This window comes from Streptomyces sp. NPDC048484 (assembly GCF_040651415.1).
In the GTDB taxonomy this organism is placed as follows: Bacteria; Actinomycetota; Actinomycetes; order Streptomycetales; family Streptomycetaceae; genus Streptomyces.
On the sequence record NZ_JBEZJY010000064.1, the window covers coordinates 15,282 to 39,598 of the forward strand.

Consider the following 24,317-nt stretch of genomic DNA (forward strand, 5'->3'; position numbering starts at 1 on the left):
GTTCGGCCCCGCCTCGGGAAACGTGCGTTCGGCCTCCGCCTCGGGAAACGTGCGTTCGGCCCCCGCCTCGGGAAACGTGAGTGCGAGCCCGGCTCTGGGCAGAACAGTGGGGAGGACGACACGACATGAGGCCGCGGCCGGGACGCCGCGGTCCTGCTCGTGCCGCTCCGACCGACCGCGGGAGGGCCAACGTGTCGAGCGCAGCCGAGCAGGAGGCAGTGCAGAAGGGGCTCGCGCCCGGGGGCGGGCTGCCCCCGCAGTCCGCCCCCGCGCAACCCGCCCCCGTGCTGAACGGCACAGCCCGTACGGCGCCGGACATCTCCGTCTGGCCGGGTGCGCCGACCCCGCTCGGGGCGCGCTTCAGGACCGGGCCCGACGGCGTCTCGGGCACCAACTTCGCGCTCTGGGCGGGCGGGGCCGAGTCGGTCGAGCTCTGCCTCTTCGGCACACCGGACGACACGGGCGGCCAGGCCGACGAGAGGTCCGAGGGCGCCGAGAGGCCCGAGGGCGCCGAGATCCGGGTCCCGCTGACCGAACTGACCCACGGGATCTGGCACGGCTTCGTGCCCGGAGTACGGCCCGGACAGCGGTACGGCTTCCGGGTGCACGGCCGCTGGGACCCGTGGACCGGCGCCCGCTGGAACCCCGCGAAACTGCTCCTCGACCCGTACGCCCGTGCCGTGGACGGCGGCGGACAGGACGAGTTCGGCAGTCTGCCGCCCCAGGTGTACGGGCATGTGCGCGACTGGCCCCAGCAGCACGTCGCGGACACCGTGCGCGACGACCGGGACTCCGCGCCGTATGTCCCCAAGGGTGTCGTCGTCCACGACGACACGCCCGACGACGAATGGGCCGACGACCGCCGCCCCAAGACTCCCTGGGCGGAGTCCGTCATCTACGAACTGCACGTGAAGGGCTTCACCAAGCTGCATCCGGGAATTCCGCCCGAGCTGCGGGGCACGTACGCCGGGCTGGCCCATCCGGCGGCGATCGAGCACCTGGTGGCCCTCGGCGTGACGGCTGTCGAACTGCTGCCGGTGCACCAGTTCGCGCACGAGGACCATCTGCTGCGCCGGGGCATGAAGAACTACTGGGGCTACAACTCGATCGGCTACTTCGCCCCGCACGCGGCGTACGCGGCCTCCGGGACCAACGGCCGGCAGGTCGGCGAGTTCAAGCGCATGGTGCGCGCCCTGCACGCCGCCGGCATCGAGGTCATCCTCGACGTGGTCTACAACCACACGGCCGAGGCGAGCGAGCTGGGCCCGACCCTGTCACTGCGCGGCATCGACAACCGCGGCTACTACCGGCTGCAGGACGACTCCCGGCGGTACGCGGACTACACGGGCTGCGGCAACACCCTGCACGTCGTACAGCCGCACGTGCTGCGCCTGATCACCGACTCCCTCCGCTACTGGGTGACGGAGATGGGCGTCGACGGCTTCCGGTTCGACCTGGCGGCCGCGCTGGCCAGATCCATGCACGACGTCGACATGCTGTCCCCGTTCCTGGCCGTCATCGCGCAGGATCCGGTGCTGCGCCGCGTGAAGCTCATCGCCGAGCCGTGGGACGTCGGCTCCGGCGGCTACCAGGTCGGTGCCTTCCCGCCGCTCTGGACGGAGTGGAACGACCGCTACCGCAATGCCGTACGGGACTTCTGGCGGGGCGCGCTGCCGGACGTACGGGACCTCGGGTACCGGCTCTCGGGGTCGAGCGACCTGTACGCGTGGGGCGGGCGGCGGCCGTACGCCTCGGTGAACTTCGTGACGGCCCACGACGGCTTCACCCTGCGGGACATGGTGTCCTACGAGCGCAAGCACAACGAGGCCAACGGCGAGGGGAACCGGGACGGCACCGACGACAACCGGGCGTGGAACTGCGGCGCCGAGGGAGAGACCGAGGACGCCGGTGTACGCGGCCTGCGGCGACGCCAGCTCCGTAACCTCCTGAGCACCCTGCTGCTCTCCACGGGTGTGCCGATGCTGGTCGCGGGCGACGAACTCGGGCGCACCCAGGGCGGCAACAACAACGCGTACTGCCAGGACAACGAGATCAGCTGGCTCGACTGGAGCCTGCTGGACGACCCGGGCTGGCGGGCCCTGTTCGACCTGACGTCCCGGCTGATCGCCCTGCGCCACGCCCATCCCGTGCTCCGGCGGCGCGCCTTCTTCTCCGGGCGGGCCCGTTCGGTGGACGGGCTGCGGGACCTGGCCTGGTTCACCGACCGCGGCATCGAGATGACGGAACGGGACTGGTACGCGCCCGCCGGGACGCTGGGTATGTTCCTGTCGGGCCGGGACATCCCCGGGCGGGACGCGCGGGGCGTACCCGTGACGGACGACAGCTTCCTCGCGGTGCTGCACGCCGGGGACCGGCCCACGGACTTCGTTCTTCCCGGGCCGCCCTGGGCCGAGTCCTACGAGGTCGTCGTCGACACGTCGCGGGAGGAGCAGGAGGCGGCGCCCGGAGTGGTGCACCGGGCGAGCGACACGATCACCGTGCCGGCCCAGACGGTTCTGCTGCTGCGGGTGGTGGGCTGAGAGGCCGCTGGGAGAAGAGAGCGGCCGACCTCCTCCCGTACCCGCGGTACAGGTACTGCCACCAGGGGCGGAGCCCGACCCGGCCAAAACTCGCTGGGCGTTGTCAGTGCCGAAACGTAGGCTCGCTGCTGATGTCATCCACACCTGCGTCCGCCGAGGAAGCCGACGAAACCGAGCCCGCCGAGAGCCGTTCCGCCGTACGCATGCTGCTGCGCCTGTGGCCGTACGTACGGCCCGTGCGCGGACGGCTGCTCACCGCGGCTCTCGTCGCGGTCGCCGCCTCCTGTACGGGGCTGGTGATCCCGCTCGTTCTGAAGTGGATCGTGGACGGTCCGGTGGCCGACCGGAGCACCGGCGGAGTGTGGCTCGGAGCGCTGTACCTGCTGCTGCTCGGCGTCACGGAGGCGGTGCTCTTCGGGCTGCGGCGCTGGCTGGTGGCCCGGCCGCTCGCCGGGGTCGAGGCGGCGATGCGTGCGGACCTGTACCGGCATCTGCAGCGGCTGCCCATCGCGTTCCACGACCGCTGGCCCTCCGGGCAGTTGCTGTCGCGGGGCACGACCGATCTGATGCTGCTGCGGATGTTCCTCGCGTTTCCGCTGACGTTCCTGCTGGTCAACTCGGTGACGATCCTCGTGGGCGTCCTCATCATGCTGGCCCAGGAGTGGACACTGGGACTCGTGCTGCTCGCGCCCGCCGCACCCGTGATGATCGTCTGCTGGCTCTTCGAGAAGCGGTACTCGCAGGTGGCTCGGCGGGCACAGGACCAGGTCGGCGACCTGACGACGCTCGTCGAGGAGAGCGTGCTCGGCATCCGGATCATCAAGGGGTTCGGTCGCCATCGCAGCCAGGCCCTCGCCTTCCGGGACCTCTCCCGGAAACTGCGCGGCACGGAACTCGCCAAGGCGCGCCTGCTCGCCGGCATCTTCGCCGCCATCACGACCCTGCCCGAACTCGCCATCGGCGCGGCCCTGGTGCTCGGGACGGTGCAGGTGGCCGACGGTTCCCTGTCGACCGGCACGCTGGTCGCGTTCCTGTCCACGGCCCTCGCCCTGCGGTGGCCCGTCGAGTCGATCGGTTTCCTGCTGGCGATGAGCCAGGAGGCGGCGACGGCCACGGAACGGTACTTCGAGGTGATGGACGCGGAACCGGAGTCCGAGGAGGCAGCCGCCGCCTCGCGTCCCGGTTCCTCGCCGACCACTGACGGCACGGACGTCGGCGTCACCGTCGGCGCAGACGCAGACGCAGACACCGGCGGCGGCGCCGGTCCCGGTGGGCTCCGCTTTGAAAGGGTCCGGTTTCGTTACCCCGACGCACCTCCCGACAGCGTTCCCGTCCTCGACGGCATCGATCTGCACATCCAACCCGGCGAGACCATGGCCCTCGTGGGCAGCACGGGCTCCGGGAAGACGACGCTCACCGCACTCGTCCCCCGGCTGCACGAGGTCACGTCGGGCCGGATCACCCTGGACGGCGTGGACATCACCGGGATGCCCAGGGAAGAGCTGCGCGCCCTCGTGGCGGTCGCCTTCGAAGAGCCCACCCTCTTCTCCGCCGGTGTGGGCGAGAACGTCCTCATGGGCGCCGCGGACACCGCGGACGAGGCCGACCTGAGCCGCGCCCTGGCCGTCGCGCAGGCGGACTTCGTCCACGCGCTCCCGCACGGGACGGACACCCAGGTCGGCGAGCAGGGACTCAGCCTCTCCGGCGGCCAGCGTCAGCGCCTCGCCCTGTCGAGAGCGGTCGTCGGCAGCCCCCGCTTCCTCGTCCTGGACGATCCGCTCTCGGCCCTGGACGTCCACACGGAGGCCCTGGTCGAGGCGGCCCTGCGCCGGGTCCTCGCCGGGACCACCGCCCTGGTCGTGGCCCACCGCCCGTCCACGGTCCTCCTGGCCGACCGCGTGGCCCTGCTCTCCGGGGGCCGCGTCACCGCCGTCGGCACACACCACGAACTGCTGCGTACGAGCGCGGAGTACGCCTGGCTGATGTCGGGAAGGACAGAGACGACCGAAAGGGAGAACCGATGACGGCGCCCACGACCACCGCGCCGACGGACGACGACAAGAACAAGCGCGGCGGTCGGGCCGCGGCGTGGCCCGCTGCCTCGCCGGCCGCGGACGGCGACCCCTTCGACCGTGATGCCCTCCCCGCGCCCCCGCGTGCCACAGCCACCCTCCTGCGCTCACTGCTCTCACCCCTGAGAGCCCGCGTCGTCCTCGCGGCGGTCCTCCTCCTGCTCCAGCAGGCGGCGGTGCAGGCCGGCCCGATGCTCGTGGCGTACGCCATCGACCGCGCCGTACCGGCCTTCCGCGACGACGACCACGGCCCGCTGATCGCGGTGGCCGTCGCCTACGCGCTGTGCTCGGTGGCGGCCGGCGCCCTCCAGTGGGGCTTCGTCCTCGCGTCCGCCCGCGTCAACCAGGACGTCCTGCTCGACCTGCGCGGCAGGATCTTCCGGCACGCGCAGGCGCTCAGCGTCGACTTCCACGAGCGCTACACCTCGGGCCGGCTCATCTCGCGCTCCACGACGGACGTCGAGTCGCTGCGCGAACTGCTCAGCGAGGGCCTCCAGGAACTCATCACCGTCATCCTGTCGTTCGTCTACATCTCGGCGATGCTGCTCTGGCTCGACCTGGGCCTCGGCGCGGTCGCGGTGGCGTCGTTCGTGCCGCTGTACCTCCTCATCCGGCTCTACCGGCACCGCGCCGGGCGGATCTTCGGCCTCCGCTCGACCGCCATCGCCGCCGTCATCGTGAAGTTCGCGGAGACGATGAACGGCATCAGGCCGGTCCGCGCCTTCCGCCGCGAGGCCGTCAACGACACCGCCTTCCACGCGCTCAACAGCCGCCACGAACGCGTCAACGGCGACGCCATCCTGGAGATGGCCCGCTATGTCATCGGCTCCCGGCTGGTCGCCAACACGGCGGTCGCGGGGATCGTGCTGTGGGGCGCGTACCGGGTGGCCTCCGGCTCACTGGCGCTGGGTGTGCTGGCCGCGGCGGTGCTGTACCTGCGCCGCCTGTACGACCCGATCGACCGGCTCGGCATGTTCCTCAACTCGTACCAGTCGGCGGCCGCCTCGATGGAGAAGATCGCGGGCCTGCTGGCCCAGGCCCCCTCGGTGCCGGAGCCCGCGCGGCCGCGCGCGCTGCCCGGGCTCGCCTCCGACCTCCCGGGCCGCGAGGTCGTCTTCGACGACGTCCGCTTCACGTACCGCACGGGCGGCGAGGTACTGCCGCCCTTCTCGCTGACGCTCCCGGCGGGCCAGACCGTCGCCGTGGTCGGCTCGACGGGCGCCGGCAAGTCGACGCTCGCCAAGCTCCTGGCCCGGTTCTACGACCCCACGACCGGCCGGGTCCTCCTCGACGGCGTGGATCTGCGCGAGCTCTCGGTGCCCGAACTGCGGCGCGGTGTCGTGATGGTGACCCAGGAGGCGTTCCTCTTCTCCGGCACGGTCGCCGAGAACATCGCCATCGGCCGCCCCGACGCCTCCCGCGAGGACATCGAGCGGGCCGCGAAGGCCATCGGCGCCCATGACTTCATCAGCGCCCTGCCGGACGGCTACGACACGGACGTACGCAAAAGGGGCGGGCGCATCTCGGCCGGTCAGCGTCAACTCGTCGCGTTCGCACGGGCGTTGCTCGCCGACCCAGCGGTCCTCATCCTCGACGAGGCCACCAGTTCGCTGGACGTGCCGGGCGAGCGGGCCGTCCAGCGGGCCATGCACACGGTCCTGCGCGGCCGTACGGCGGTGGTCATCGCCCACCGCCTGTCGACGGTCGAGATCGCCGACCGGGTCCTGGTCATGGAGCACGGCCGCATCGTCGAGGACGGCAGCCCCGACCGGCTCATCACGGACACGGGCCGGTTCGCGGACCTGCATCAGGCCTGGCGGGACAGCCTCGTGCACGGGCCGGCCGAGTGACCCTGGGGCGAGTGGCCCTTGAGCGAGCGACCCTGAAACGGATGGCCCTCAAGCAGATGGCCCGTAAGCGGATGGCCCATGAGCGAGTGAGCCGAACAGAGCGCGTCGCGTACGAGGATCCGGGTGTGCCCGACTGCCGTGGTGGCGGCCGGTATCTGTGGTGGCTGGTCACCCGGCAGCCGGGGCGGGCGGCGGCGGGAGCCTCGCTGGCCACCATCTGGATGGTGCTCATGGCGCTGGCGCCGTATCTGCTGTCCAGGGCGATCGACGACGGGCTGGAGCCGGGTGACCAGGCCGCGCTGGCCGGCTGGTCCGGCGCGCTGCTGGGCCTCGGGGTGTTCAACGCCTGGGTGAGCGTCCTGCGCCACCGCACGATGACCAAGGTCCGGATGGACGCCAACTTCCGTTCCGTGAAGCTCGTGGTGGGGCAGGCGACGCGGCTGGGCGCCGGACTGTCCCGGCAGACCGGGACCGGAGAGGTCGTCACGATCGGCGTCGGCGACGTGCTGACGATCAGCCAGGCCCTGACCGTCGTCGGGCCCGGCGTCGGTGCCGTCGTGTCCTATGCCGTCGTGGCGGGGCTGCTGCTGTCGGTCTCGCCGCCGCTGGCCGCGGTGGTCCTGCTCGGGGTGCCGGTGATCGCCGTGTTCGTCGGTCCGCTGATGGGGCGGCTGCGGGGCACGGAGACGGAGTACCGCGAGCGGCAGGGTGTGCTGACCGCGCGGATCGGGGACCTCGCAGGCGGTCTGCGTGTCCTCAACGGCCTCGGCGGCAAGGGCCTGTTCGCCGACGCCTTCCGCCGGGACTCCCAGCGGCTGCGCGAGCAGGGTTACCGGGTCGGGTCCGTGACCAGCTGGCTCCAGGCGCTCGGCGTCGGGCTGCCGACGGTGTTCCTGGCCGTGGTGACCTGGCTGGCGGCCCGGCTCGCCGCCCAGGGCTCGCTCACCATCGGCGAGTTGGTGTCCGTGTACGGCTATGTCGCGGTTCTCGTGGCGCCGGTGGCCTTCTTCGTCGAGTGCGGCTACCAGATCAGCCGGGGCGTGGTGGCCGCCCGGCGCGTCGTACGCTTCCTGGCCCTGGAACCCCTGACGACGGACGGCGCGGACGGCCGGGACGCCACTGCGAACCCCCCTCTGGACGCCCCGGCGGAGCCCTCCGTGCTCCACGACCCGCAGTCCGGTGTCCGGGTCGCCCCGGGCGCGCTGACCGCGCTGGTCGGCGCCCGCCCCGCGGAGTCCGCCGCCGTGGTCGACCGGCTGGGCCGGTACACCGCGTCGGCGGCGACCTGGGGCGGCGTACGCCTCGACGCGATCGCCCTGCCGCAGATACGGGAGCGCATCCTGGTCGCGGACAACGAGGCCGACCTGTTCGCGGGCACGCTGCGCGACCTGCTCTCCGGCCGCCTGGACCAGGCGGGTCGGGACGACGCGGCCGTCGGCCGGGCCGTCCACGCGGCCGTCGCGGACGACATCGTGCTCGGGCTGCCCGACGGGCTCGACTCGGCCGTCGACGCGCAGGGCCGCAGCCTCTCCGGCGGCCAGCGGCAGCGCGTACGCCTGGCACGAGCGCTGTTCGCCGACCCCGAGGTGCTGCTCGCGGTCGAACCCACCTCGGCGCTCGACGCGCACACCGAGGCCGCGGTCGCCGCCCGGCTGCGCGCCGCTCGTTCCGGCCGCACCACCCTCGTCACCAGCACCTCACCCCTCGTGCTCGACCGGGCGGACATCGTGTACTACCTGGTCGACGGCAAGGTCGTGGCCTTCGGGGGCCATCTCGAACTCCTCGACGGTGAGCCGGGATACCGCGCGCTGGTGGCCCGCGACGCCGAGGAGGTCGTGCGATGAGCACGCGCCTGCCGGTCGCCGAGCCGGCTGACGTGCGCGCCGCCGCGGCCCGGCTGATCCGCGCGGACGGCCGCGCCTTCACCGCCGTGCTCGCCCTGAACGCGCTGGCCGCCGCGGCCGGTCTGGTCGGCCCGTGGCTGCTCGGCCGCATCATCGACGAGGTCCGCTCCGGCGGCGGTGTCGCCGTCGTGGACCGCCTCGCGCTGGTCATCCTGGTGTGCGCACTGGCGCAGCTCGTGCTGGCGCGGGCCGCCCGGTTCGTGGGGCACCGGTTCGGCGAGCGGACGCTGGCGCGGGTGCGCGAGGAGTTCGTCGAGCGGGCGCTGGCGCTGCCCGCCTCCGTCGTGGAGCGGGCGGGCACCGGCGATCTGACGGCCCGCGGCACCGCCGATGTCGCCACGGTGGGCACGACATTGCGCGACGCCGGGCCGGAACTGCTGATCTCCTCGGTGCAGGCGCTGTTCCTCATCGGCGCGGTCTTCGTACTCGACCCGCTGCTGGGCGCCTGCGCGGTGCTCTCCCAGGCCGGCATCTGGTTCGCCCTGCGGTGGTATCTGCGCCGGGCCCGCGCCGGATATCTCGCCGAGGGCGCCGCCACGTCTGAGATCGCCGAGATCGTCTCGGCCACCACGTCGGGCGCGCGCACGGTCGAGGCGTTCGGCCTGCAGCGGCGGCGCGTCGCAGCGAGCCGGGACGCCCTGGAGACGTCCCGCCGCACCCGCATGTACACGCTGTACCTGCGGTGCGTGTTCTTCCTGGCGGTGGAGGTCTCGTACCTCCTTCCCGTGACCGTCGTGCTGATCGTGGGCGGAGCCCTGCACGCGCGGGGCGCGATGAGTCTGGGTGCCGTGGTCGCGGCGGCCCTGTTCCTGCGCCAGCTGGAGTCGCCGCTCGACACGGTCCTGATGCGGGTGGAGCAACTGCAGAGCAGTGGAGCCTCGTTCGCACGGGTGGAGGGCCTCGGCCGGGCCCCGCGAGCCGTGCCGTCGGGCTCCCCCGCCCCGGCGGACGACCGGATCGACGTACGGCGGGTGCGCTACTCGTACGATCGCGGCGGCGAGGTGCTGCGCGGGGTCGACCTGACCGTACGCCCGGGGGAACGGCTGGCTGTCGTCGGGCCCTCCGGCGCCGGGAAGACGACCCTGAGCCGGCTGCTCGCGGGCATCGACGTGCCGCGCTCCGGCACGGTGACGGTGGGCGGAGTGCCGATCGCCGGCCTGGATCCGGAGCAGTTGCGGCGTCAGGTCGTTCTGGTCACCCAGGAGCATCACGTGTTCCTGGGCACGGTCCGCGACAACCTGCTGATCGCCGAACCGGCCGCGGGTGACGCCGAGTTGTGGGCGGCGCTGGCGGCGGTCGGCGCCGCCGACTGGGTCGGGGAACTGCCGGACGGGCTCGACACGGAGCTGGGCTCCGGCGGCGGCCTTCCCGAACCCGCCAAACCCGCCGAGTCCGCCGGCCGCGCGCGGCCGGGAGGGGCTCCCGTCGCGGACGGCTCCCGGGCCCAGCAACTGGCCCTGGCGCGCGTCGTGCTGGCCGATCCGCACACCCTGATCCTCGACGAGGCCACGGCACTCCTGGACCCGGCGACCGCACGCCACACCGAGCGCGCGCTGGCCGCCGTACTCGAAGGGCGCACCGTCATCGCCATCGCGCACCGCCTGCACACCGCGCACGACGCGGACCGCGTGGCCGTGATGGAGGACGGCCGTCTGACCGAACTCGGCACCCACGACAGCCTCGTGGCGGCCGACGGCGCGTACGCGGCCCTGTGGCACTCGTGGCACGGCGAGCGGCCTCGCCCCTCCTGAACCGTCACCCGCACCCGCGGCTGCTGCGCGCGGCGCGCGGCACGATGGCTGGAAGATCCCCCTCCCTCAGACGCGGGCACACGTAAGCGCGCGGGTGTGCGAAGTCGGCACGAACCGGCTGCCGCCCTGGGGCCCAACTCCCCGGGACAGCACCTCCTTTGCTCCACCTTTACCGCACCCTTGCCACAGACTTCCGGTTCTATTGCCAGTCCGTTACCAGGCCTCTGTGGGGATCAAGTCCGCAATGCGTACGCGGATCTTCGGGCACCGGACGATTTCCAGCCAACCTCTATTCGCCCCGCTGACATGTACGCGCCCTAACTGGCACTGTTCACCTCGCACGGCACGGCACGGCACGACATGGCACGCCCGCACCGCAACTTCACCGCAGCCCGACCGCTCCCCCATAGCGGTCGGACACCCCCCATGAAGGAGCTTGTGTGACCCCCCTCTACGCGCGTCACCACCGCACCACTCTCGCCATCGCCACCGCTGTCGCGGCCGGCGCTCTCCTCACCACCGGTCTGAGCACCGGCGCTTCCGCCCAGACCCCGGCGGAGCAGTCCGGCGGGACCACCCTCGCCGCGGCGCCGGTCCAGCTCTCCCCGGCAGCCCGCACGAGTCTCATCGCGAAGGCCGACGCCGCCACCACGGAGACCGCCGACGAGATAGGTCTCGGCGCCAAGGAGAAGCTGGTCGTCAGAGACGTCGTCAAGGACGCCGACGGCGCGACCCACACCCGCTACGAACGCACGTACGCAGGGCTCCCGGTCCTCGGCGGCGACCTGGTCGTCCACGAGAGCAAGGCCGGCAAGTCGCAGGGCGTGACCAAGGCGACCAAGGCGACCATCAAGGTCTCCGACGTCACCCCGGGCATCGCCAAGTCCACGGCCGAGAAGCAGGCCGTGTCCGCCGCGAAGGCCGAGGGCAGCACGAAGTCGGCCGCCGACAAGGCGCCCCGCAAGGTCGTCTGGGCGGCCGACGGCAAGCCGGTCCTGGCCTACGAGACGGTCGTCGGCGGCTTCCAGCACGACGGCACCCCGCAGGAGCTGCACGTCGTCACCAACGCCGAGTCGGGCAAGAAGCTGTACGAGTGGGAGGCGGTCCGGACCGGTATCGGCAACAGCCAGTACTCCGGCAAGGTCACCATCGGCACCTCGCTGTCGGGCTCGACGTACCAGCTCAACGACACGTCCCGCGGCTCGCACAAGACGTACAACCTGAACCGCGGTACGTCCGGCACCGGCACCCTCTTCACCGACGCGGACGACACCTGGGGCACGGGCGCGGCGTCCAACACCCAGACGGCGGCCGTCGACGCGCACTACGGCGCCCAGGTCACCTGGGACTTCTACAAGAACGTGCTCGGCCGCACCGGCATCAAGAACAACGGTGTCGCCGCCTACTCCCGCGTCCACTACAGCACGGCGTACGTCAACGCCTTCTGGCAGGACTCCTGCTTCTGCATGACGTACGGCGACGGCGCGGGCAGCGCCAAGCCGCTCACCTCGCTGGACGTCGCGGGCCACGAGATGAGCCACGGCGTCACGGCGAACACCGCCGGCCTCAACTACAGCGGTGAGTCGGGCGGCCTGAACGAGGCCACCTCCGACATCTTCGGCACGGCCGTCGAGTTCTACGCGGCCAGCGCCTCCGACGTCGGCGACTACCTCATCGGCGAGAAGATCGACATCAACGGCAACGGCACCCCGCTGCGCTACATGGACAAGCCGAGCAAGGACGGCGCGTCCAAGGACAGCTGGTCGTCCAGCCTCGGTTCGGTCGACGTCCACTACTCCTCGGGCCCGGCGAACCACTTCTTCTACCTCCTCTCGGAGGGCAGCGGCGCCAAGACGATCAACGGCGTCAGCTACAACTCCTCGACCTCCAACGGCTCGACGGTCACCGGTATCGGCCGCGACAAGGCGACCAAGATCTGGTACAAGGCGCTGACGACGTACATGACGTCGACGACGAAGTACGCGGCCGCCCGTACGGCGACCCTGAACGCGGCGTCGGCACTGTACGGCGGCACGGCGAGCACGGAGTACAAGGCGGTGGCGGCGGCCTGGTCCGGCGTCAACGTATCCTGACGCTCCGCAACCTGTGAACGGGCGGTACCCGGAACGAGACACTCCCGGGTACCGCCCTACTCTTGGTTCCCATGCCCTTCACGTACGAGGATGTGGGCGCGACCCGCGACGGCCGGTGCCCACCCGGCTTCCACCCCCTGCACGTCCGCAGCCGTATCGGCGAGGGCCACGAGGTCTTCAAATCCGCCTGCCAGGCGCTCCTGACCTGGGAACTCCACAGAGCAGTGGGCGTCACGATCACTACGGACGCACCCCACGCCGCCCCCGGCGTGGACGTGACGGTCGGCCTGGGCCCCCTCATCCAGGCCCCCTGCCGCGTCGTCTGGACCCTGGACGAACCCCGCCGCGCCGGCTGGGCCTACGGCACCCTCCCCGGCCACCCGGAATCCGGCGAGGAAGCCTTCATCGTCGACCGCACGGGCGACGGCACGGTCTGGCTCACGATCACCGCCTTCAGCCGCCCGGCAAAGTGGTACGCCCGAGCGGGCGGACCGGCGACACGGGGCCTGCAGCACGCGTACGCGCGACGGTGCGGAGCGGTGCTGCGGCGGATGTGCGAGGACCCCAAGGGTGATTTTCTGAGGTAGCCAAGTGCGGCCGATTCCGCCGATTCCGCCGAAGCCGACTCATGCGGAACGAGTCGCACTCGACGTACGGAACACCCGGGCCGGTCAGGAACTCGGTGAACGAGCGATCACGAACCGAGGAAGATCGGACTTGACGCCCACTCAGGTCGCTGGTTGCCGCGTCCGCGCCCACACCCTCTCGGCCTCTCGGCCTCTCGGCAGGCTTACGGGTAGAGGCCGGCCCGGAAGGTGAACGAGACGAGTTGGGCTCGATCCCGTGCGCCGACCTTCGTCATGGCCCGCACGGCGTGCGTCTTCACGGTGAACGGCGAAACGTGCAACTGGGCCGCGATGTCGTCGTTGCCGAGACCGCTTGCGACGAGAACGATCACGTCCCGCTCCCTGGGGGTCAGAGCGTCGAAGCGGCGCAGCAGCTCCCGGTCGATCACCGGGGGCGGACTGTCGGTCATGTGGCCGATGAGCGCGGCCGTCGCGGCGGCGGACAGCGCACCACCACCGCCGACGACCTCGGTGACACCCGCGACGAGTTCGGCAGGGCTCACGGTCTTGCTCAGGAAACCGTTGGCGCCCGCGCGAAGGGCGGCGAGAACGATGTCGTCGTGGTCGAAAGTGGTCAGCATGATCACCCTCACCTTTTCGGGTGGGTGCTCTTCGCGGATCCGGCGGGTGGCTTCGACCCCGTCGATGCCGGGCATCCGAATGTCCATCAGAACCAGGTCGACGGGGTGAACTCGGAGGAAGGGGACGGCCTGAAGTCCATCGGAGAGATCACCCGCCACAACGAGACCCGGATCGAGCGCCAGCATCGCCCGGATGCCGGCCCTTATGTCGTCCTGGTCGTCGACGATCAGAATCCGCGTCATCGGACAACGACTCCCATGGGACTGAACTCCGCACGGACCCGGAACTGCCCGCCGTCACTGTCGATCATCAGCCGCCCACCGGAGGACTCGACGCGTTCGCGCATACCCACGAGTCCGAGTCCGCTGCCCGGCCTCGGCCTCGGCACCGGCCCCGAACCCGAACCGAGGCCGGGGCCGGTGCCGGTGCCGGTGCCATGCGCTGAATGATGACTGACGCGGTTCTCCACGGTGACGCAGATCCTGTCGTCGCGCTCGCGCACTTCCACTGTCGCCGTCCCCTCCCCGTGCCGGTAGGCGTTCGTGAGTGCTTCTTGGACGATCCGGTAGACGGTCACGCCGACGCTGGGCTCCACCGGGACGGCGATGATGTCGATGCCGGGTCGGACGTCGAGGCCGATGCTCTCGAACGAGGCGATCAGCCCTTCCAGGCCGCTCAGTGACGGGATCGGCCGGAGTGCCTCGTCGTCGGAGCTGTCGTCCTCGCGGCGGAGGAGCGCGAGGATCCGTTGCGTCTCGAGGACGACGGTACGGGCGCTTGACCTGGCTGAGACGAGGGCCTGCCGGGAGGATTCGGAGCCTTCGGGAAGCCCGATCTCCGCAACACCGAGATGCAGGCTCAGCATCGCGACTTGATGGCCGATGACGTCGTGGAGGTCTCGGGCGATGCGGAATCGTTCTTCGGTCACTCGTCGGGTGGCTTCGATCTCGCGGGTGGCTATGGCGCTCTCGGCCCGTTCCTGCAGAATCCACCAGTGGTCCCGATGGATGCGGAGCGCCACCCCTGACGTACCTCCCGCTATGGCCGAGAAGAGGGCGGCGGCTCCCACCACCGCGCCACCACGGAATCCTCCCAACGTCATGTAGGCCCCCAGGAAGGACGCCGCCACGATGACTGTTCCGGCCAGCGGCTGCTTTCCCCTGAAGGTGATGGAGAACAGCACGAAGACCGCCATCATCCACACCGACAGGGGGTCCTGGCCCACCGCTGTGACGGCGAAGGACGCCGCGCTCGACACCACCAGTCCGGCCCACGGCTTCCACCATGACAGCGCGACACCGCCACCGGCGAGCAGTACGGACAGGACTGTCGGCCAATCAGATCCCCGCAGTACCACTGCCACGATCTGACCGGCGAACACCAGCGCGGCCAGGGAGTAGGCGACGAGGTGCAGCACCTCGGGGCGCCGGATCCACAGAGGCGTCGCGGGCCCGTCCTGATCGTTCTGTGCCTTGACCATGACCTGATTCTCGTCCGCCCGCGCCCCGGTCGCGTACTTCGAACGATGTAGACGCCGAACCTGCCTCGACCGGTGAAGGCGGGAGAACTACTTCGTTCGAAGTACGCGGCTCCGCCCGAGGACCCCGAGACTCCTCGGCGAGGCAACCGCCTCACACCATCGAGCAGGGACAGGCCATGACTCGAACCACCGCACCTTCGGCCACGACGACCCCTTCCAGGCGCCGTTCCTTCCGGCGCACCGCAGTTGTCGGACTGTCGGCGCTGGCCCTCGCCACCATCACGATCGCCGCACATGCCGTGGACACCGGCTCAACGGCGACAACCACGAGCACCCGTGCAACGCAAGCCACGGCCTCCGACCGCCCGAAGCCGACGGTCGTGCTGGTGCACGGCGCGTTCGCGGACGCCTCCGGTTGGAACGGCGTCATCACCCGGCTGACCCGCGACGGCTACCCTGTCCGCGCCCTCCCCAACCCGCTGCGCGGGCTTGCCTCCGACAGCGCCTACATCCACAGCTTCCTCAAGACCATCCCGGGCCCGGTCGTGCTGGTCGGTCATTCGTACGGCGGCGCGGTGATCACCAACGCCGCCGTCGGCGAGAAGCAGGTGAAGGCGTTGGTCTACGTGGCAGCCTTCGCTCCGGACTCCGGCGAGGACCTCGCTGACCTGTCCGCCCGACCGGTTGCCCATCCGGTGCCGCCGTTGCCCGTACAGCCAGTCCCGTACAGCCTCCCGGGCGGCGGTTCCGGTCTGGACATCTACCTCGACCCGGCGAAGTTCCGGGCAGCGTTCGCGGCAGACGTCCCGGCACGGACCGCAGTGCGGATGGCCGCCGGGCAACGGCCGATCGACGCCACCGCCATTGCCGGCATCACCCCGGAAGCGGCCTGGCACACGACCCCGTCCTGGTACCTGGTGGCCAAGCAGGACCACGCCATCTCTCCCGACCTCGAACGCTTCATGGCGGCTCGCGCCCATGCGCACGTGACCGAGATCAACTCGTCCCACGCGGCCGTGGTGAGCCACCCCGCAGCGGTCAAGGACCTGATCGAGCAGGCCGACCGCGGCACTCGCTGACCGGCGCACGAACCTCCCGGTCGGGGCAAGCACACGCCCAGGCCGGGCCCCCGCCCGCCGTTGCCTTCCCTCCTCTGCCTTCGGTCCTCGCAATCCCCGGCCCGACACAGCAACCGTACGGAGAACCCACCGTGACCCTCACAGCCACTTCCCACCAGGACGCTTCGGCCCCCGCCCTGCGCCAGTTGTACATGGTCCGCTTCCTTTTCGCCGTCGTCTGGGCGGCACTCCTCCTGGTCTTCGGTTCCGACCTCACCATCGGCGTGAAGGTCCTGCTCTTCCTCTACCCCGCGTTCGACGTTGCCGCGGCCGTCGTCGACGCCAGGTCCTCACGGGCCACCCGCTCGGCCACGGGTCTCTACGCCAACATGGCCATCAGCACTGCCGCCGCGATCGGCCTGGCTGTAGCCGGCACCTCCGGCACAGCCGACGTCCTTCGCGTGTGGGGAACCTGGGCCATCGTCTCGGGCCTGGTCCAACTCGTCGTGGCCCTCCTGCGCCGGTCGATGGGCGGCCAGTGGGCCATGATCCTCAGCGGCGGCATCTCGGTCCTGGCCGGCGCCTCGTTCCTGGCCGGCGCCTCCAAGTCCGACCCCACCCTGGGACACCTCGCCAGGTACGCCACTCTCGGCGGCGTCTTCTTCCTCATCTCCGCCGTACGGCTCTCCCGTCGCGCCGGCCCCGCAGCAGCGAAGCAGTAGATGACGCGGGGAACCGAGTACCCCGGCCCGATCCGTAAGGCCCCAACCCCAACCCGAAGTACGGGGTGGACGCCGCGGCAGTGGTGCGGGCAACGTCGATGACGAGCCCCTGCGGCCCCTCGTGGCCGCACCGCTGACAGCGGCCGACGGGGCCCGCGACCTCGGGACCCCGCGCGGGGCCGGCCCGTGAGGAGCAACGCGGACGGACTCTCCCAATCCTGGCCACGGGGTGCCGGACGTACGGAGCCGGCCCCGGTCGTCGATACGTTCGCCGGATACTCAACAGGGTTCCACCAAGCGGCAGTTGGCAGACGTTCGGCCAGGGCAGCTACTCGCCGGAGGAGGAGGCGCACCTGCGTGAGGTGGCCGCCTCCATCTGGAACGCGGACCTGGCCGCCGGGTGGGAGATGAACTCGGATGTCGCCGATGTCCTTTCCCAGGCGACCGGCCAGATCCTCCAATGTTCCGAGGTATTCGCGCTGGCGCCCCGGCCGCCCGGTTTCCTGCCCGGTGTCGGCTATCTGCTCAGCTACTGGAAGAACCTCAAGGACTACTCCCTCGTGGCACGGTCCCGCTCGGTACTCATACGGATTCGACACCCACATGATCATCGGGGCCCGACTGCTCTCGTTCCGAGGGGCGATCATCGTGACGTATGCGACAAGCCGTCATATCCCGTCTAAAGTCGATGAGTTACACGCACCGGCACCCTCAAAGTCTCTGTGTTCTATTCAGGGCCGCTACGATTCACTCGCCCAGAAGCGCCTGAGCGGGATTTGGCGGGACTGAGAGGACATTCAGCATTTACCCGGGCCAAGGGGCATGCCTGGTCCCATTTTTTGCACCCGTTACGAGCTAGCAGAACACGAGTGCTTATCGTAGATTCCACTTACCTCGTTGCCGCACAACACCATTACCCACTTCAAGTCAAGCGTGTAACGACTCCCCGGGTTGCCGTCAATTTCATAATCGATCCATGCCTGACGGATCACGCCGCCGCGATCATCCACCTTGACCGCGAAGAGCAGTTCCGTGAAGCCGTGGGAACCCTTCCCTGATTTATCGCAAGGACGCGCGATCCGCAGCCCAGGATGGAAAACCCTAAATTCCCCACCCATGTCAAGCGAGGAGCCGGTTTCCGGATCAGTGAAATTCGGAGGACTCCCTCTGGCTGAAATAACGCCGCTAGAGTTGGTGCGCATTTCCCGCACCCAGAGGCCCACACCGACTGGTCGCAACCGGTGTTTCGTAGCGAATTTTCCGAATTGTGATTCCACGCCCGGTTGTCGTGCACAGGAAATAGGAACCAAATGATCCCACCCAGGGATGCCGCTCGGGTTCACCTATGACGACCAAGCCGCTGGAGCTCTGAGCGCTGAGGACTCCAGCGCCTGGCGGATACTGCTTACTGTCAGAGGCCGCGAAAAAGATCACGATAGTGGCAAGTGCCGCGCCCACCAGCCGCGGAACTGGGCGGGTGGCCCGCCAAAATCGCGCCGGAGACACGTATTGACGGACCATCGCATCATTCACCAGTCAGCTCCTCGCACGCTATCGGGGGACGCCCATGCAGACCTTGCACGGCACTTCTCCTCGGCCGACACTGTTTCCGGGCGGCGGCAACTCAGAACCCAATTCTGACTCCTCGCCCGATTTTGCGGTTGGCGAGGTGAGATTGAATGAGACGAATCTCGGTTTGTAGATGCTGGGGGTGCGGTTGGTGCTGCAGCGGAGCTTGCGGAGATTGCGGAGCAGGCTCCGGCTCTACAAGACGGTCATGGCCTGTTCGCCGACGCATCGGATCTTGGCGTGGGCACGGGTTTCCGGGCGATCGGGAGCGGTTCGAAGACGAGCTGTGCCGTCGCTGCCATCGCTTGAGACGGCCAACGAGCCCCCTCGCCCATCCGCCCGCCGACACCTCACCGCAGCAGAACCCCCGCCTTCTCCACCAGTTCCTCCGAAGGCACCGCCACCAGGCCCAGTTCCGCGCTGGATGCCAGCAGTCGGTGGGCCGGCAGGATGCGTACCGTGTAGCCGAAGGGGCCCGTGCGGTCCAGGGACAGGGGGCCCTCGTACAGCCAGCGGCCCTCCTGGTCCGGGCCGCCCGCCGGTTTCAGCGGGAACGTCGTGCCGTCCGTGATCCGGTCCTCCAGGTCGACACGGCCCGAGACCGCCTGGACCTCGACGTCGTCCGGGGCCAGGTCGCCCAGGCCCACCAGGACACGCAGGGAGAGGGTCGAACCCAGTTCGGCGGTCGCGGTCGCGGCCGTCGTCTCGACGTGGTCGACCGTGACGTGCGGCCAGGCCGTCCGCACCCGGGACTTCCACACCGCCAGCTCCCTGGCGGAGGAGTGGTCCATGGACCGGTGGGCCAGGGCCGCCGGTGTGTAGAGGCGCTCCACGTACTCGCGGACCATGCGGCCCGCCAGGACCTTCGGGCCCAGGTGGGTCAGGGTCTGGCGGACCATCTCGATCCAGCGGTCGGGCAGGCCCGCCTGGCCGAGTTCGTAGAAACGCGGGGCCACCCGCTGTTCGAGGAGGTCGTAGAGGGCCGCGGCCTCCAGTTCGTCACGGCGGTCGTCGTCCACCGCGGTGCCGTCCGCCGTGGGGATCGCCCAGCCGAAGTCCGGCCGGAACCATTCGTCCCACCAGCCGTCCAGGACGGAGAGGTTCAGGCAGCCGTTCAGTGCCGCCTTCATGCCTGATGTTCCGCATGCCTCCAGGGGGCGCAGCGGGTTGTTGAGCCAGATGTCGCAGCCCGGGTACAGCTTCTGCGCCATCGCCATGCCGTAGTCGGGGAGGAAGACGATGCGGTGGCGTACCCGCGGGTCGTCGGCGAAGCGCACCAGTTCCTGGACGAGGCGTTTGCCGCCGTCGTCGGCCGGGTGGGCCTTGCCCGCCACCACGATCTGGATGGGCCGCTCGGAGTGCAGCAGCAGGTCCATGAGCCGGTCCCGGTCCCTGAGCATCAGCGTCAGGCGTTTGTAGGAGGGGACGCGGCGGGCGAAGCCGATCGTCAGCACGTCCGGGTCCAGTACGCCGTCGATCCAGCCCAGTTCGGCCGTTCCGGCGCCGCGCTGTCGCCAGGACGCGTACAACCGCTCCCGTACCTCCGTCACCAACTGCTCGCGCAGGGAGCGCCGCAGCTCCCAGATGTCCTGGTCGGGGATGTCGGCGACGGCGTCCCAGCGGTCGGAGCCGCCGACGGTGAGGGCGTCCTCGGTCCGCTGCGCGCCGATCTGCCGGGCGCCGAGCCGGAACACCTCGGGCGCCACCCAGGTGGGGGCGTGGACGCCGTTGGTGACCGAGGTGATCGGGACTTCCGCCGGGTCGAAGCCCGGCCACAGGCCTGAGAACATCTCCCGGCTCACCTGGCCGTGGAGGAGGGAGACGCCGTTGGCCCGCTGGCCGAGCCGCAGCCCCATCACCGCCATGTTGAAGAGGTTCGGCTCGCCGCCCGGATAGGTTTCCATGCCCAGTTGCAGAATGCGTTCGACGTCGATGCGCGGGAGTTCCGCGTCGGGACCGAAGTGGCGGGCCACCAGCTCCCGGTCGAAGCGGTCGATCCCGGCGGGCACGGGGGTGTGGGTCGTGAAGACGGTCCCGGCCCTGACCGCCTCAAGGGCGGCGTCGAAGTCGAGGTCCTCGTAGGACAGTTCGTGGATGCGTTCCAGACCGAGGAGGCCCGCGTGCCCCTCGTTCGTGTGGAACACCTCGGGCCGCGCGTGGCCCGTCAGCCGGCAGTACGTACGGACTGCCCGCACCCCGCCGATGCCGAGCAGCATCTCCTGGAGCAGCCGGTGCTCGCTGCCGCCGCCGTACAGCCGGTCGGTGACACCGCGCTCACCGAGGTCGTTCTCCTCGACGTCGGAGTCGAGCAGCAGCAGCGGGACCCGGCCGACCTGGGCCAGCCAGATACGCGCGTGCAGGGCCGTGCCGCCGGGCAGGGCCAGGGAGACCTGGGAGGGGGTGCCGTCGGGTTCGCGCAGCAGGAAGACGGGCAGCTCGTTGGGGTCCAGGACCGGGTAGTGCTCCTGCTGCCAGCCGTCCCGGGACAGGGACTGGCGGAAGTAGCCGTGCCGGTAGAGGAGTCCGACGCCGATCAGCGGTACGCCGAGGTCGCTGGCCGCCTTGAGGTGGTCCCCGGCGAGGATGCCGAGGCCTCCGGAGTACTGCGGCAGCGCGGCCGTGATGCCGAACTCGGGCGAGAAGTAGGCGACGGCGTCGGGGAGTTCGGGCGGCTGGGACTGGTACCAGCGGTCTCCCGTCACATAGTCGTTCAGATCGTCGGCGGCCTCGGACAGCCGCCTGAGGAAACGCCGGTCCTCCGAGAGCTGGGCCAGCCGCCCGGACGACACGCTCCCTAGAAGGCGTACGGGATCGCATCCGGAGGCGGCCCAGTGCTCGGGGTCCACGGACTGGAAGAGGTCACGGGTCTCGGCGTGCCAGGACCAGCGCAGATTGCGCGCCAGGTCGCTGAGGGGGTGAAGGGCTTCGGGGAGTACGGGACGCACGGTGAACCTGCGGATGGCCTTCACGAGCTTCCACCTTCACGAAAGGACGTACAGCGGCGTTCCTGGGTCTGAGGCTGGGGCTGTGGCTGGGGGCTTCTGATGGACACGCATCGGTTCTGATGGACACACACCTGTGTGCGCCGTCGTCACCCAAGACGGTAGCGGCGAGGTGCCTTCGCAACTACGGCGCGAAGTGCTCCGTGCGATGCGCGGTACTGCGGCCGCGGACGGCCCCTGGCCGGTCACGCCCCACGGCGGGGCCATGGATGTCAGGGTCCCGCGCTCCCTGCGGTCGGCTTGATCTCGCCGCGGCCACCGGGTGTGTCGCACGGGTGTGCCGCACGGGCGGTATGGCCGATTCCGCCCCGGCGTGCGGCCTTGTGTCGTCCCACCACCGCACGAGAGGCTGCCGAGTGGCGATCGGCCATGGCCTTCCACGGCCCGTTCAGGTCCTGCGAGGTCTGCGAGAGCCCCCACGAGGGCGCGCGGGGCCGGCACGCCGAGTCCGAGGAGGGGAGCCCGCACCATGTCAGTGACGCGCACACGGGTGCCGCACCGGGCGGGAGGCCCGACTGCGGCCTTGACGGCCGCGCTGTGTCTCGCCGACCATTCCACGGCGGCTCCCACCGAGGTCAGCAAGGCTCTGGTCGAGCGGGCCGCCACCGGAAAGATGTCCGATGTGGGTCCCGGTTCACCCAACAAGCTCCTGCAGGCCGACAACCCTTGAGCAAGTACGCATTCACAGACCGGTCTCATCCCGGGAATCCTGGGCAGATCCTTGAAGGGTCCTTGGCGAAGGATCTTTGGCGGACGCTCGGCGGGCAAGGCCGGTCTTGTGTAAAGACATACGTGCGAGTAGTTAACAAAGTGCCGGATTGCGTACCCGAAAAGGGTGGGAAGGCTCCATCGGTAACGCACCGCAGGACCCGCCACCCCACACTCTCATCCGCCCACCCACGTTGACGCGGACAGGAGCGGTCATGCCCGCCATGCACCACCAGCCGTCACCACCCCCGACGACCGGCACCACACAGCCCCCCGATCCGGGGGGAGAAACCGACCGCCCGCAGCCGCCGAAGACCCGGCCCGCCAAGTCGGCGACGACCGGCTCCGCGACAACCGCCCCCGCCGCCGCCCCCGCCGTCTCCACCTCCGGGAGTGCCGGGAGTGCCGGGACTACCCGAAGCGACCGGAGCGACCGGAGTGACCTCGCGGCCCCTGTGAATACCCCCGTGAGTGCCCCCGCCAGGGCCCCCGTGATCGGCCGCATTCCCGTCCTGGACGTGCGCCCCCTCGTCATGGGCGGCCGCCGCCCCGCCAAGGCCGTGGTCGGAGAGCTCTTCGAGATCTCCGCGACGGTCTTCCGCGAGGGCCACGACGCGGTCGCCGCGAACGTCGTCCTGCGCGATCCCCAGGGGCGCACCGGTCCATGGACCCCCATGCGGGAGCTCGCCCCCGGCACGGACCGCTGGGGTGCCACCGTCTCCGTGCCGAGGCCGGGTCTGTGGACCTACACCGTGGAGGCCTGGGGCGATCCGGTCACCACCTGGCGCCACCACGCCCAGATCAAGGTCCCGGCGGGCATGGACACCGAACTCGTCCTGGAGGAGGGCGCGCTGCTGTACGAGCGCGTCGCGGCCGGGGCGCCGAAGAGCAAGGGCCGGCGCGACGCGATCCTCGCGGCCGTGGACGCCCTGCGCGACACCGGCCGCCCCGCGGCGGCCCGCCTCGCGGCCGCGCTCACCCCCGACGTGGACCATGTCCTCGCCCGCCACCCCCTGCGCGAACCGGTCTCGTCCGCGGACCCGTTGAACCTGCTGGTGGAGCGGGAGCGGGCGCTGTACGGCTCCTGGTACGAGTTCTTCCCGCGCTCGGAGGGGGCGGTGGTCGAGCCCGGCCGACCACCGGTCAGCGGCACGTTCCGGACGGCGGCCGAGCGGCTGCCCGCGATCGCGGACATGGGCTTCGACGTGGTGTACCTGCCGCCGATCCACCCCATCGGCTCGACCTTCCGCAAGGGCCCCAACAACACGCTGGACCCGTCCCCGTACGACGTCGGCGTGCCCTGGGCGATCGGCTCGCCGGAGGGCGGGCACGACGCCGTCCATCCCGACCTGGGCACGATCGACGACTTCGACGAATTCGTGCGCCGGGCCGCCGAGCTGGAACTGGAGATCGCCCTCGACTTCGCGCTTCAGTGCTCGCCCGACCACCCGTGGGTGGAGAAGCACCCGGAGTGGTTCCACCACCGCTCCGACGGCACGATCGCGTACGCGGAGAATCCGCCGAAGAAGTACCAGGACATCTATCCGATCGCCTTCGACCGGGACATGCCGGGCCTGGTACAGGAGACGCTCAGGGTGCTGCGGTTCTGGATGGGGCACGGGGTGCGGATCTTCCGCGTCGACAACCCTCATACGAAACCGGTCATCTTCTGGGAGCAGGTGATCGCGGACATCAACCGCACCGATCCGGATGTGATCTTTCTGGCCGAGGCGTTCACGCGCCCGGCGATGATGCACACGCTCGGTGCGATCGGTTTCCAGCAGTCCTACACGTATTTCACCTGGCGCAACACCAAAGAAGAGCTGACCGAATACCTCACCGAACTCTCCGGTGACGCGGCCGCCCATATGCGGCCCAACTTCTTCGTGAACACGCCTGACATCCTGCACGAGTTCCTTCAGCAGGGCGGCCGGGGCGCCTTCGAACTTCGCGCGGTGCTGGCGGCGACGCTCTCTCCGACCTGGGGTGTCTACAGCGGATTCGAGCTGTGCGAGGGCGTGCCGGTGCGCGACGGCAGCGAAGAATACCTGAACTCCGAGAAGTACCAACTGCGTCCGCGAGACTGGGAGTCGGCGGAGCGAGAGGGTCGTAGCATCGCTCCTCTGCTTGCCGAACTGAACGCGATCAGGCGTCGCAGCCCCGCCCTTCGGCAACTGCGCGACCTGCACTTCCACCCCACGGACAAGGAGTCGGTGCTCGCCTATTCGAAGTCGGTCACGGACACGCGCGGCTCGAACACGGTTCTGGTGGTCGTGAACCTCGACCCTCACCACACCCAGGAAGCCACGGTCTCGTTGGACATGCCACGACTCGGCCTGGACCGGCACGCGTCGGTGCCG

General features: G+C 70.2%; 16 protein-coding genes. 12 read left to right on the top strand and 4 right to left on the bottom strand.

The genetic code is table 11. From position 1 onward, the window contains the following. Positions 1-191 precede the first annotated feature (191 nt). From glgX to AB0D14_RS39915, 7 genes are all read left to right on the top strand, one after another. A complete protein-coding gene (glgX, locus tag AB0D14_RS39885; protein WP_362788850.1) occupies positions 192-2,540 on the top strand; it encodes a glycogen debranching protein GlgX in 2,349 nt (782 codons plus the stop codon). A gap of 131 nt (positions 2,541-2,671) precedes the next feature. After that, the gene (locus AB0D14_RS39890; protein WP_362788853.1) at positions 2,672-4,564 is read left to right on the top strand and encodes an ABC transporter ATP-binding protein; all 1,893 of its coding nucleotides are present in this window, start codon (positions 2,672-2,674) and stop codon (positions 4,562-4,564) included. After that, a complete protein-coding gene (locus tag AB0D14_RS39895; RefSeq protein WP_362788856.1) occupies positions 4,561-6,462 on the top strand; it encodes an ABC transporter ATP-binding protein in 1,902 nt (633 codons plus the stop codon). The genes AB0D14_RS39890 and AB0D14_RS39895 overlap by 4 nt, the downstream gene beginning before the upstream one ends. A 71-nt stretch (positions 6,463-6,533) precedes the next feature. Further along, on the top strand, positions 6,534-8,306 hold the full coding sequence (locus AB0D14_RS39900; RefSeq protein WP_362788893.1) for an ABC transporter ATP-binding protein: 1,773 nt from the start codon (positions 6,534-6,536) through the stop codon (positions 8,304-8,306). Beyond that, the gene (locus AB0D14_RS39905; protein ID WP_362788858.1) at positions 8,303-10,117 is read left to right on the top strand and encodes an ABC transporter ATP-binding protein; all 1,815 of its coding nucleotides are present in this window, start codon (positions 8,303-8,305) and stop codon (positions 10,115-10,117) included. The genes AB0D14_RS39900 and AB0D14_RS39905 overlap by 4 nt, the downstream gene beginning before the upstream one ends. A 440-nt stretch (positions 10,118-10,557) precedes the next feature. Next, positions 10,558-12,210 carry a M4 family metallopeptidase gene (locus tag AB0D14_RS39910; RefSeq protein WP_362788861.1) on the top strand — a complete coding sequence of 551 codons (1,653 nt, stop codon included), beginning with the start codon at positions 10,558-10,560 and terminating at the stop codon, positions 12,208-12,210. A gap of 71 nt (positions 12,211-12,281) precedes the next feature. Beyond that, on the top strand, positions 12,282-12,797 hold the full coding sequence (locus tag AB0D14_RS39915; protein ID WP_362788864.1) for a DUF1990 domain-containing protein: 516 nt from the start codon (positions 12,282-12,284) through the stop codon (positions 12,795-12,797). A gap of 203 nt (positions 12,798-13,000) precedes the next feature. Here AB0D14_RS39915 and AB0D14_RS39920 read toward each other — a convergent pair whose 3' ends face one another. Both AB0D14_RS39920 and AB0D14_RS39925 read right to left on the bottom strand, forming a co-directional pair. After that, entirely contained in the window at positions 13,001-13,660 is a 660-nt protein-coding gene (locus AB0D14_RS39920; protein ID WP_362788867.1) for a response regulator transcription factor, read from the bottom strand. Next, positions 13,657-14,898, bottom strand: coding sequence for a histidine kinase (locus AB0D14_RS39925; RefSeq protein WP_362788870.1), 1,242 nt, complete (start codon positions 14,896-14,898; stop codon positions 13,657-13,659). Before AB0D14_RS39925 ends, AB0D14_RS39920 begins: the two co-directional genes overlap by 4 nt. Before the next feature lie 176 nt (positions 14,899-15,074). Between AB0D14_RS39925 and AB0D14_RS39930 the strand changes: the two genes are divergently transcribed. From AB0D14_RS39930 to AB0D14_RS39940, 3 genes are all read left to right on the top strand, one after another. Beyond that, positions 15,075-15,977 (top strand): alpha/beta hydrolase, encoded by a 903-nt coding sequence (locus AB0D14_RS39930; protein ID WP_362788873.1) that lies wholly within the window; start codon positions 15,075-15,077, stop codon positions 15,975-15,977. 191 nt (positions 15,978-16,168) lie between these two features. After that, the gene (locus AB0D14_RS39935; RefSeq protein WP_362788896.1) at positions 16,169-16,678 is read left to right on the top strand and encodes a hypothetical protein; all 510 of its coding nucleotides are present in this window, start codon (positions 16,169-16,171) and stop codon (positions 16,676-16,678) included. Between the two features lie 362 nt (positions 16,679-17,040). Then, positions 17,041-17,361, top strand: coding sequence for a hypothetical protein (locus AB0D14_RS39940; RefSeq protein WP_362788876.1), 321 nt, complete (start codon positions 17,041-17,043; stop codon positions 17,359-17,361). Between the two features lie 165 nt (positions 17,362-17,526). On the opposite strand, the gene AB0D14_RS39945 is transcribed toward AB0D14_RS39940, so the two are convergent. Together AB0D14_RS39945 and glgP are read right to left on the bottom strand one after the other, a co-directional pair. Further along, on the bottom strand, positions 17,527-17,880 hold the full coding sequence (locus AB0D14_RS39945; RefSeq protein ID WP_362788879.1) for a hypothetical protein: 354 nt from the start codon (positions 17,878-17,880) through the stop codon (positions 17,527-17,529). 717 nt (positions 17,881-18,597) lie between these two features. Next, a complete protein-coding gene (gene glgP / locus AB0D14_RS39950) occupies positions 18,598-21,216 on the bottom strand; it encodes an alpha-glucan family phosphorylase (RefSeq protein ID WP_362788881.1) in 2,619 nt (872 codons plus the stop codon). A 502-nt stretch (positions 21,217-21,718) separates the two neighbouring features. Between glgP and AB0D14_RS39955 the strand changes: the two genes are divergently transcribed. After that, positions 21,719-21,919: a hypothetical protein gene (locus AB0D14_RS39955; protein ID WP_362788884.1), complete on the top strand. Its 201-nt coding sequence runs from the start codon at positions 21,719-21,721 to the stop codon at positions 21,917-21,919. A gap of 253 nt (positions 21,920-22,172) precedes the next feature. Next, on the top strand, positions 22,173-24,317 hold a 2,145-nt coding region (locus AB0D14_RS39960; RefSeq protein WP_362788887.1), incomplete at its 3' end, for an alpha-1,4-glucan--maltose-1-phosphate maltosyltransferase.

What these genes read in the sequence shown, in the direction of transcription:
- AB0D14_RS39890 (WP_362788853.1), top strand. Translation starts at nt 2,672, where the DNA reads ATGTCATCCACACCTGCGTCCGCCGAGGAAGCCGACGAAACCGAGCCC.
- AB0D14_RS39895 (WP_362788856.1), top strand. Translation starts at nt 4,561, where the DNA reads ATGACGGCGCCCACGACCACCGCGCCGACGGACGACGACAAGAACAAG.
- AB0D14_RS39900 (WP_362788893.1), top strand. Translation starts at nt 6,534, where the DNA reads ATGGCCCATGAGCGAGTGAGCCGAACAGAGCGCGTCGCGTACGAGGAT.
- AB0D14_RS39905 (WP_362788858.1), top strand. Translation starts at nt 8,303, where the DNA reads ATGAGCACGCGCCTGCCGGTCGCCGAGCCGGCTGACGTGCGCGCCGCC.
- AB0D14_RS39915 (WP_362788864.1), top strand. Translation starts at nt 12,282, where the DNA reads ATGCCCTTCACGTACGAGGATGTGGGCGCGACCCGCGACGGCCGGTGC.
- AB0D14_RS39920 (WP_362788867.1), bottom strand. Translation starts at nt 13,660, where the DNA reads ATGACGCGGATTCTGATCGTCGACGACCAGGACGACATAAGGGCCGGC.
- AB0D14_RS39925 (WP_362788870.1), bottom strand. Translation starts at nt 14,898, where the DNA reads ATGGTCAAGGCACAGAACGATCAGGACGGGCCCGCGACGCCTCTGTGG.
- AB0D14_RS39930 (WP_362788873.1), top strand. Translation starts at nt 15,075, where the DNA reads ATGACTCGAACCACCGCACCTTCGGCCACGACGACCCCTTCCAGGCGC.
- AB0D14_RS39935 (WP_362788896.1), top strand. Translation starts at nt 16,169, where the DNA reads ATGGTCCGCTTCCTTTTCGCCGTCGTCTGGGCGGCACTCCTCCTGGTC.
- AB0D14_RS39945 (WP_362788879.1), bottom strand. Translation starts at nt 17,880, where the DNA reads ATGCGCACCAACTCTAGCGGCGTTATTTCAGCCAGAGGGAGTCCTCCG.
- AB0D14_RS39955 (WP_362788884.1), top strand. Translation starts at nt 21,719, where the DNA reads ATGTCAGTGACGCGCACACGGGTGCCGCACCGGGCGGGAGGCCCGACT.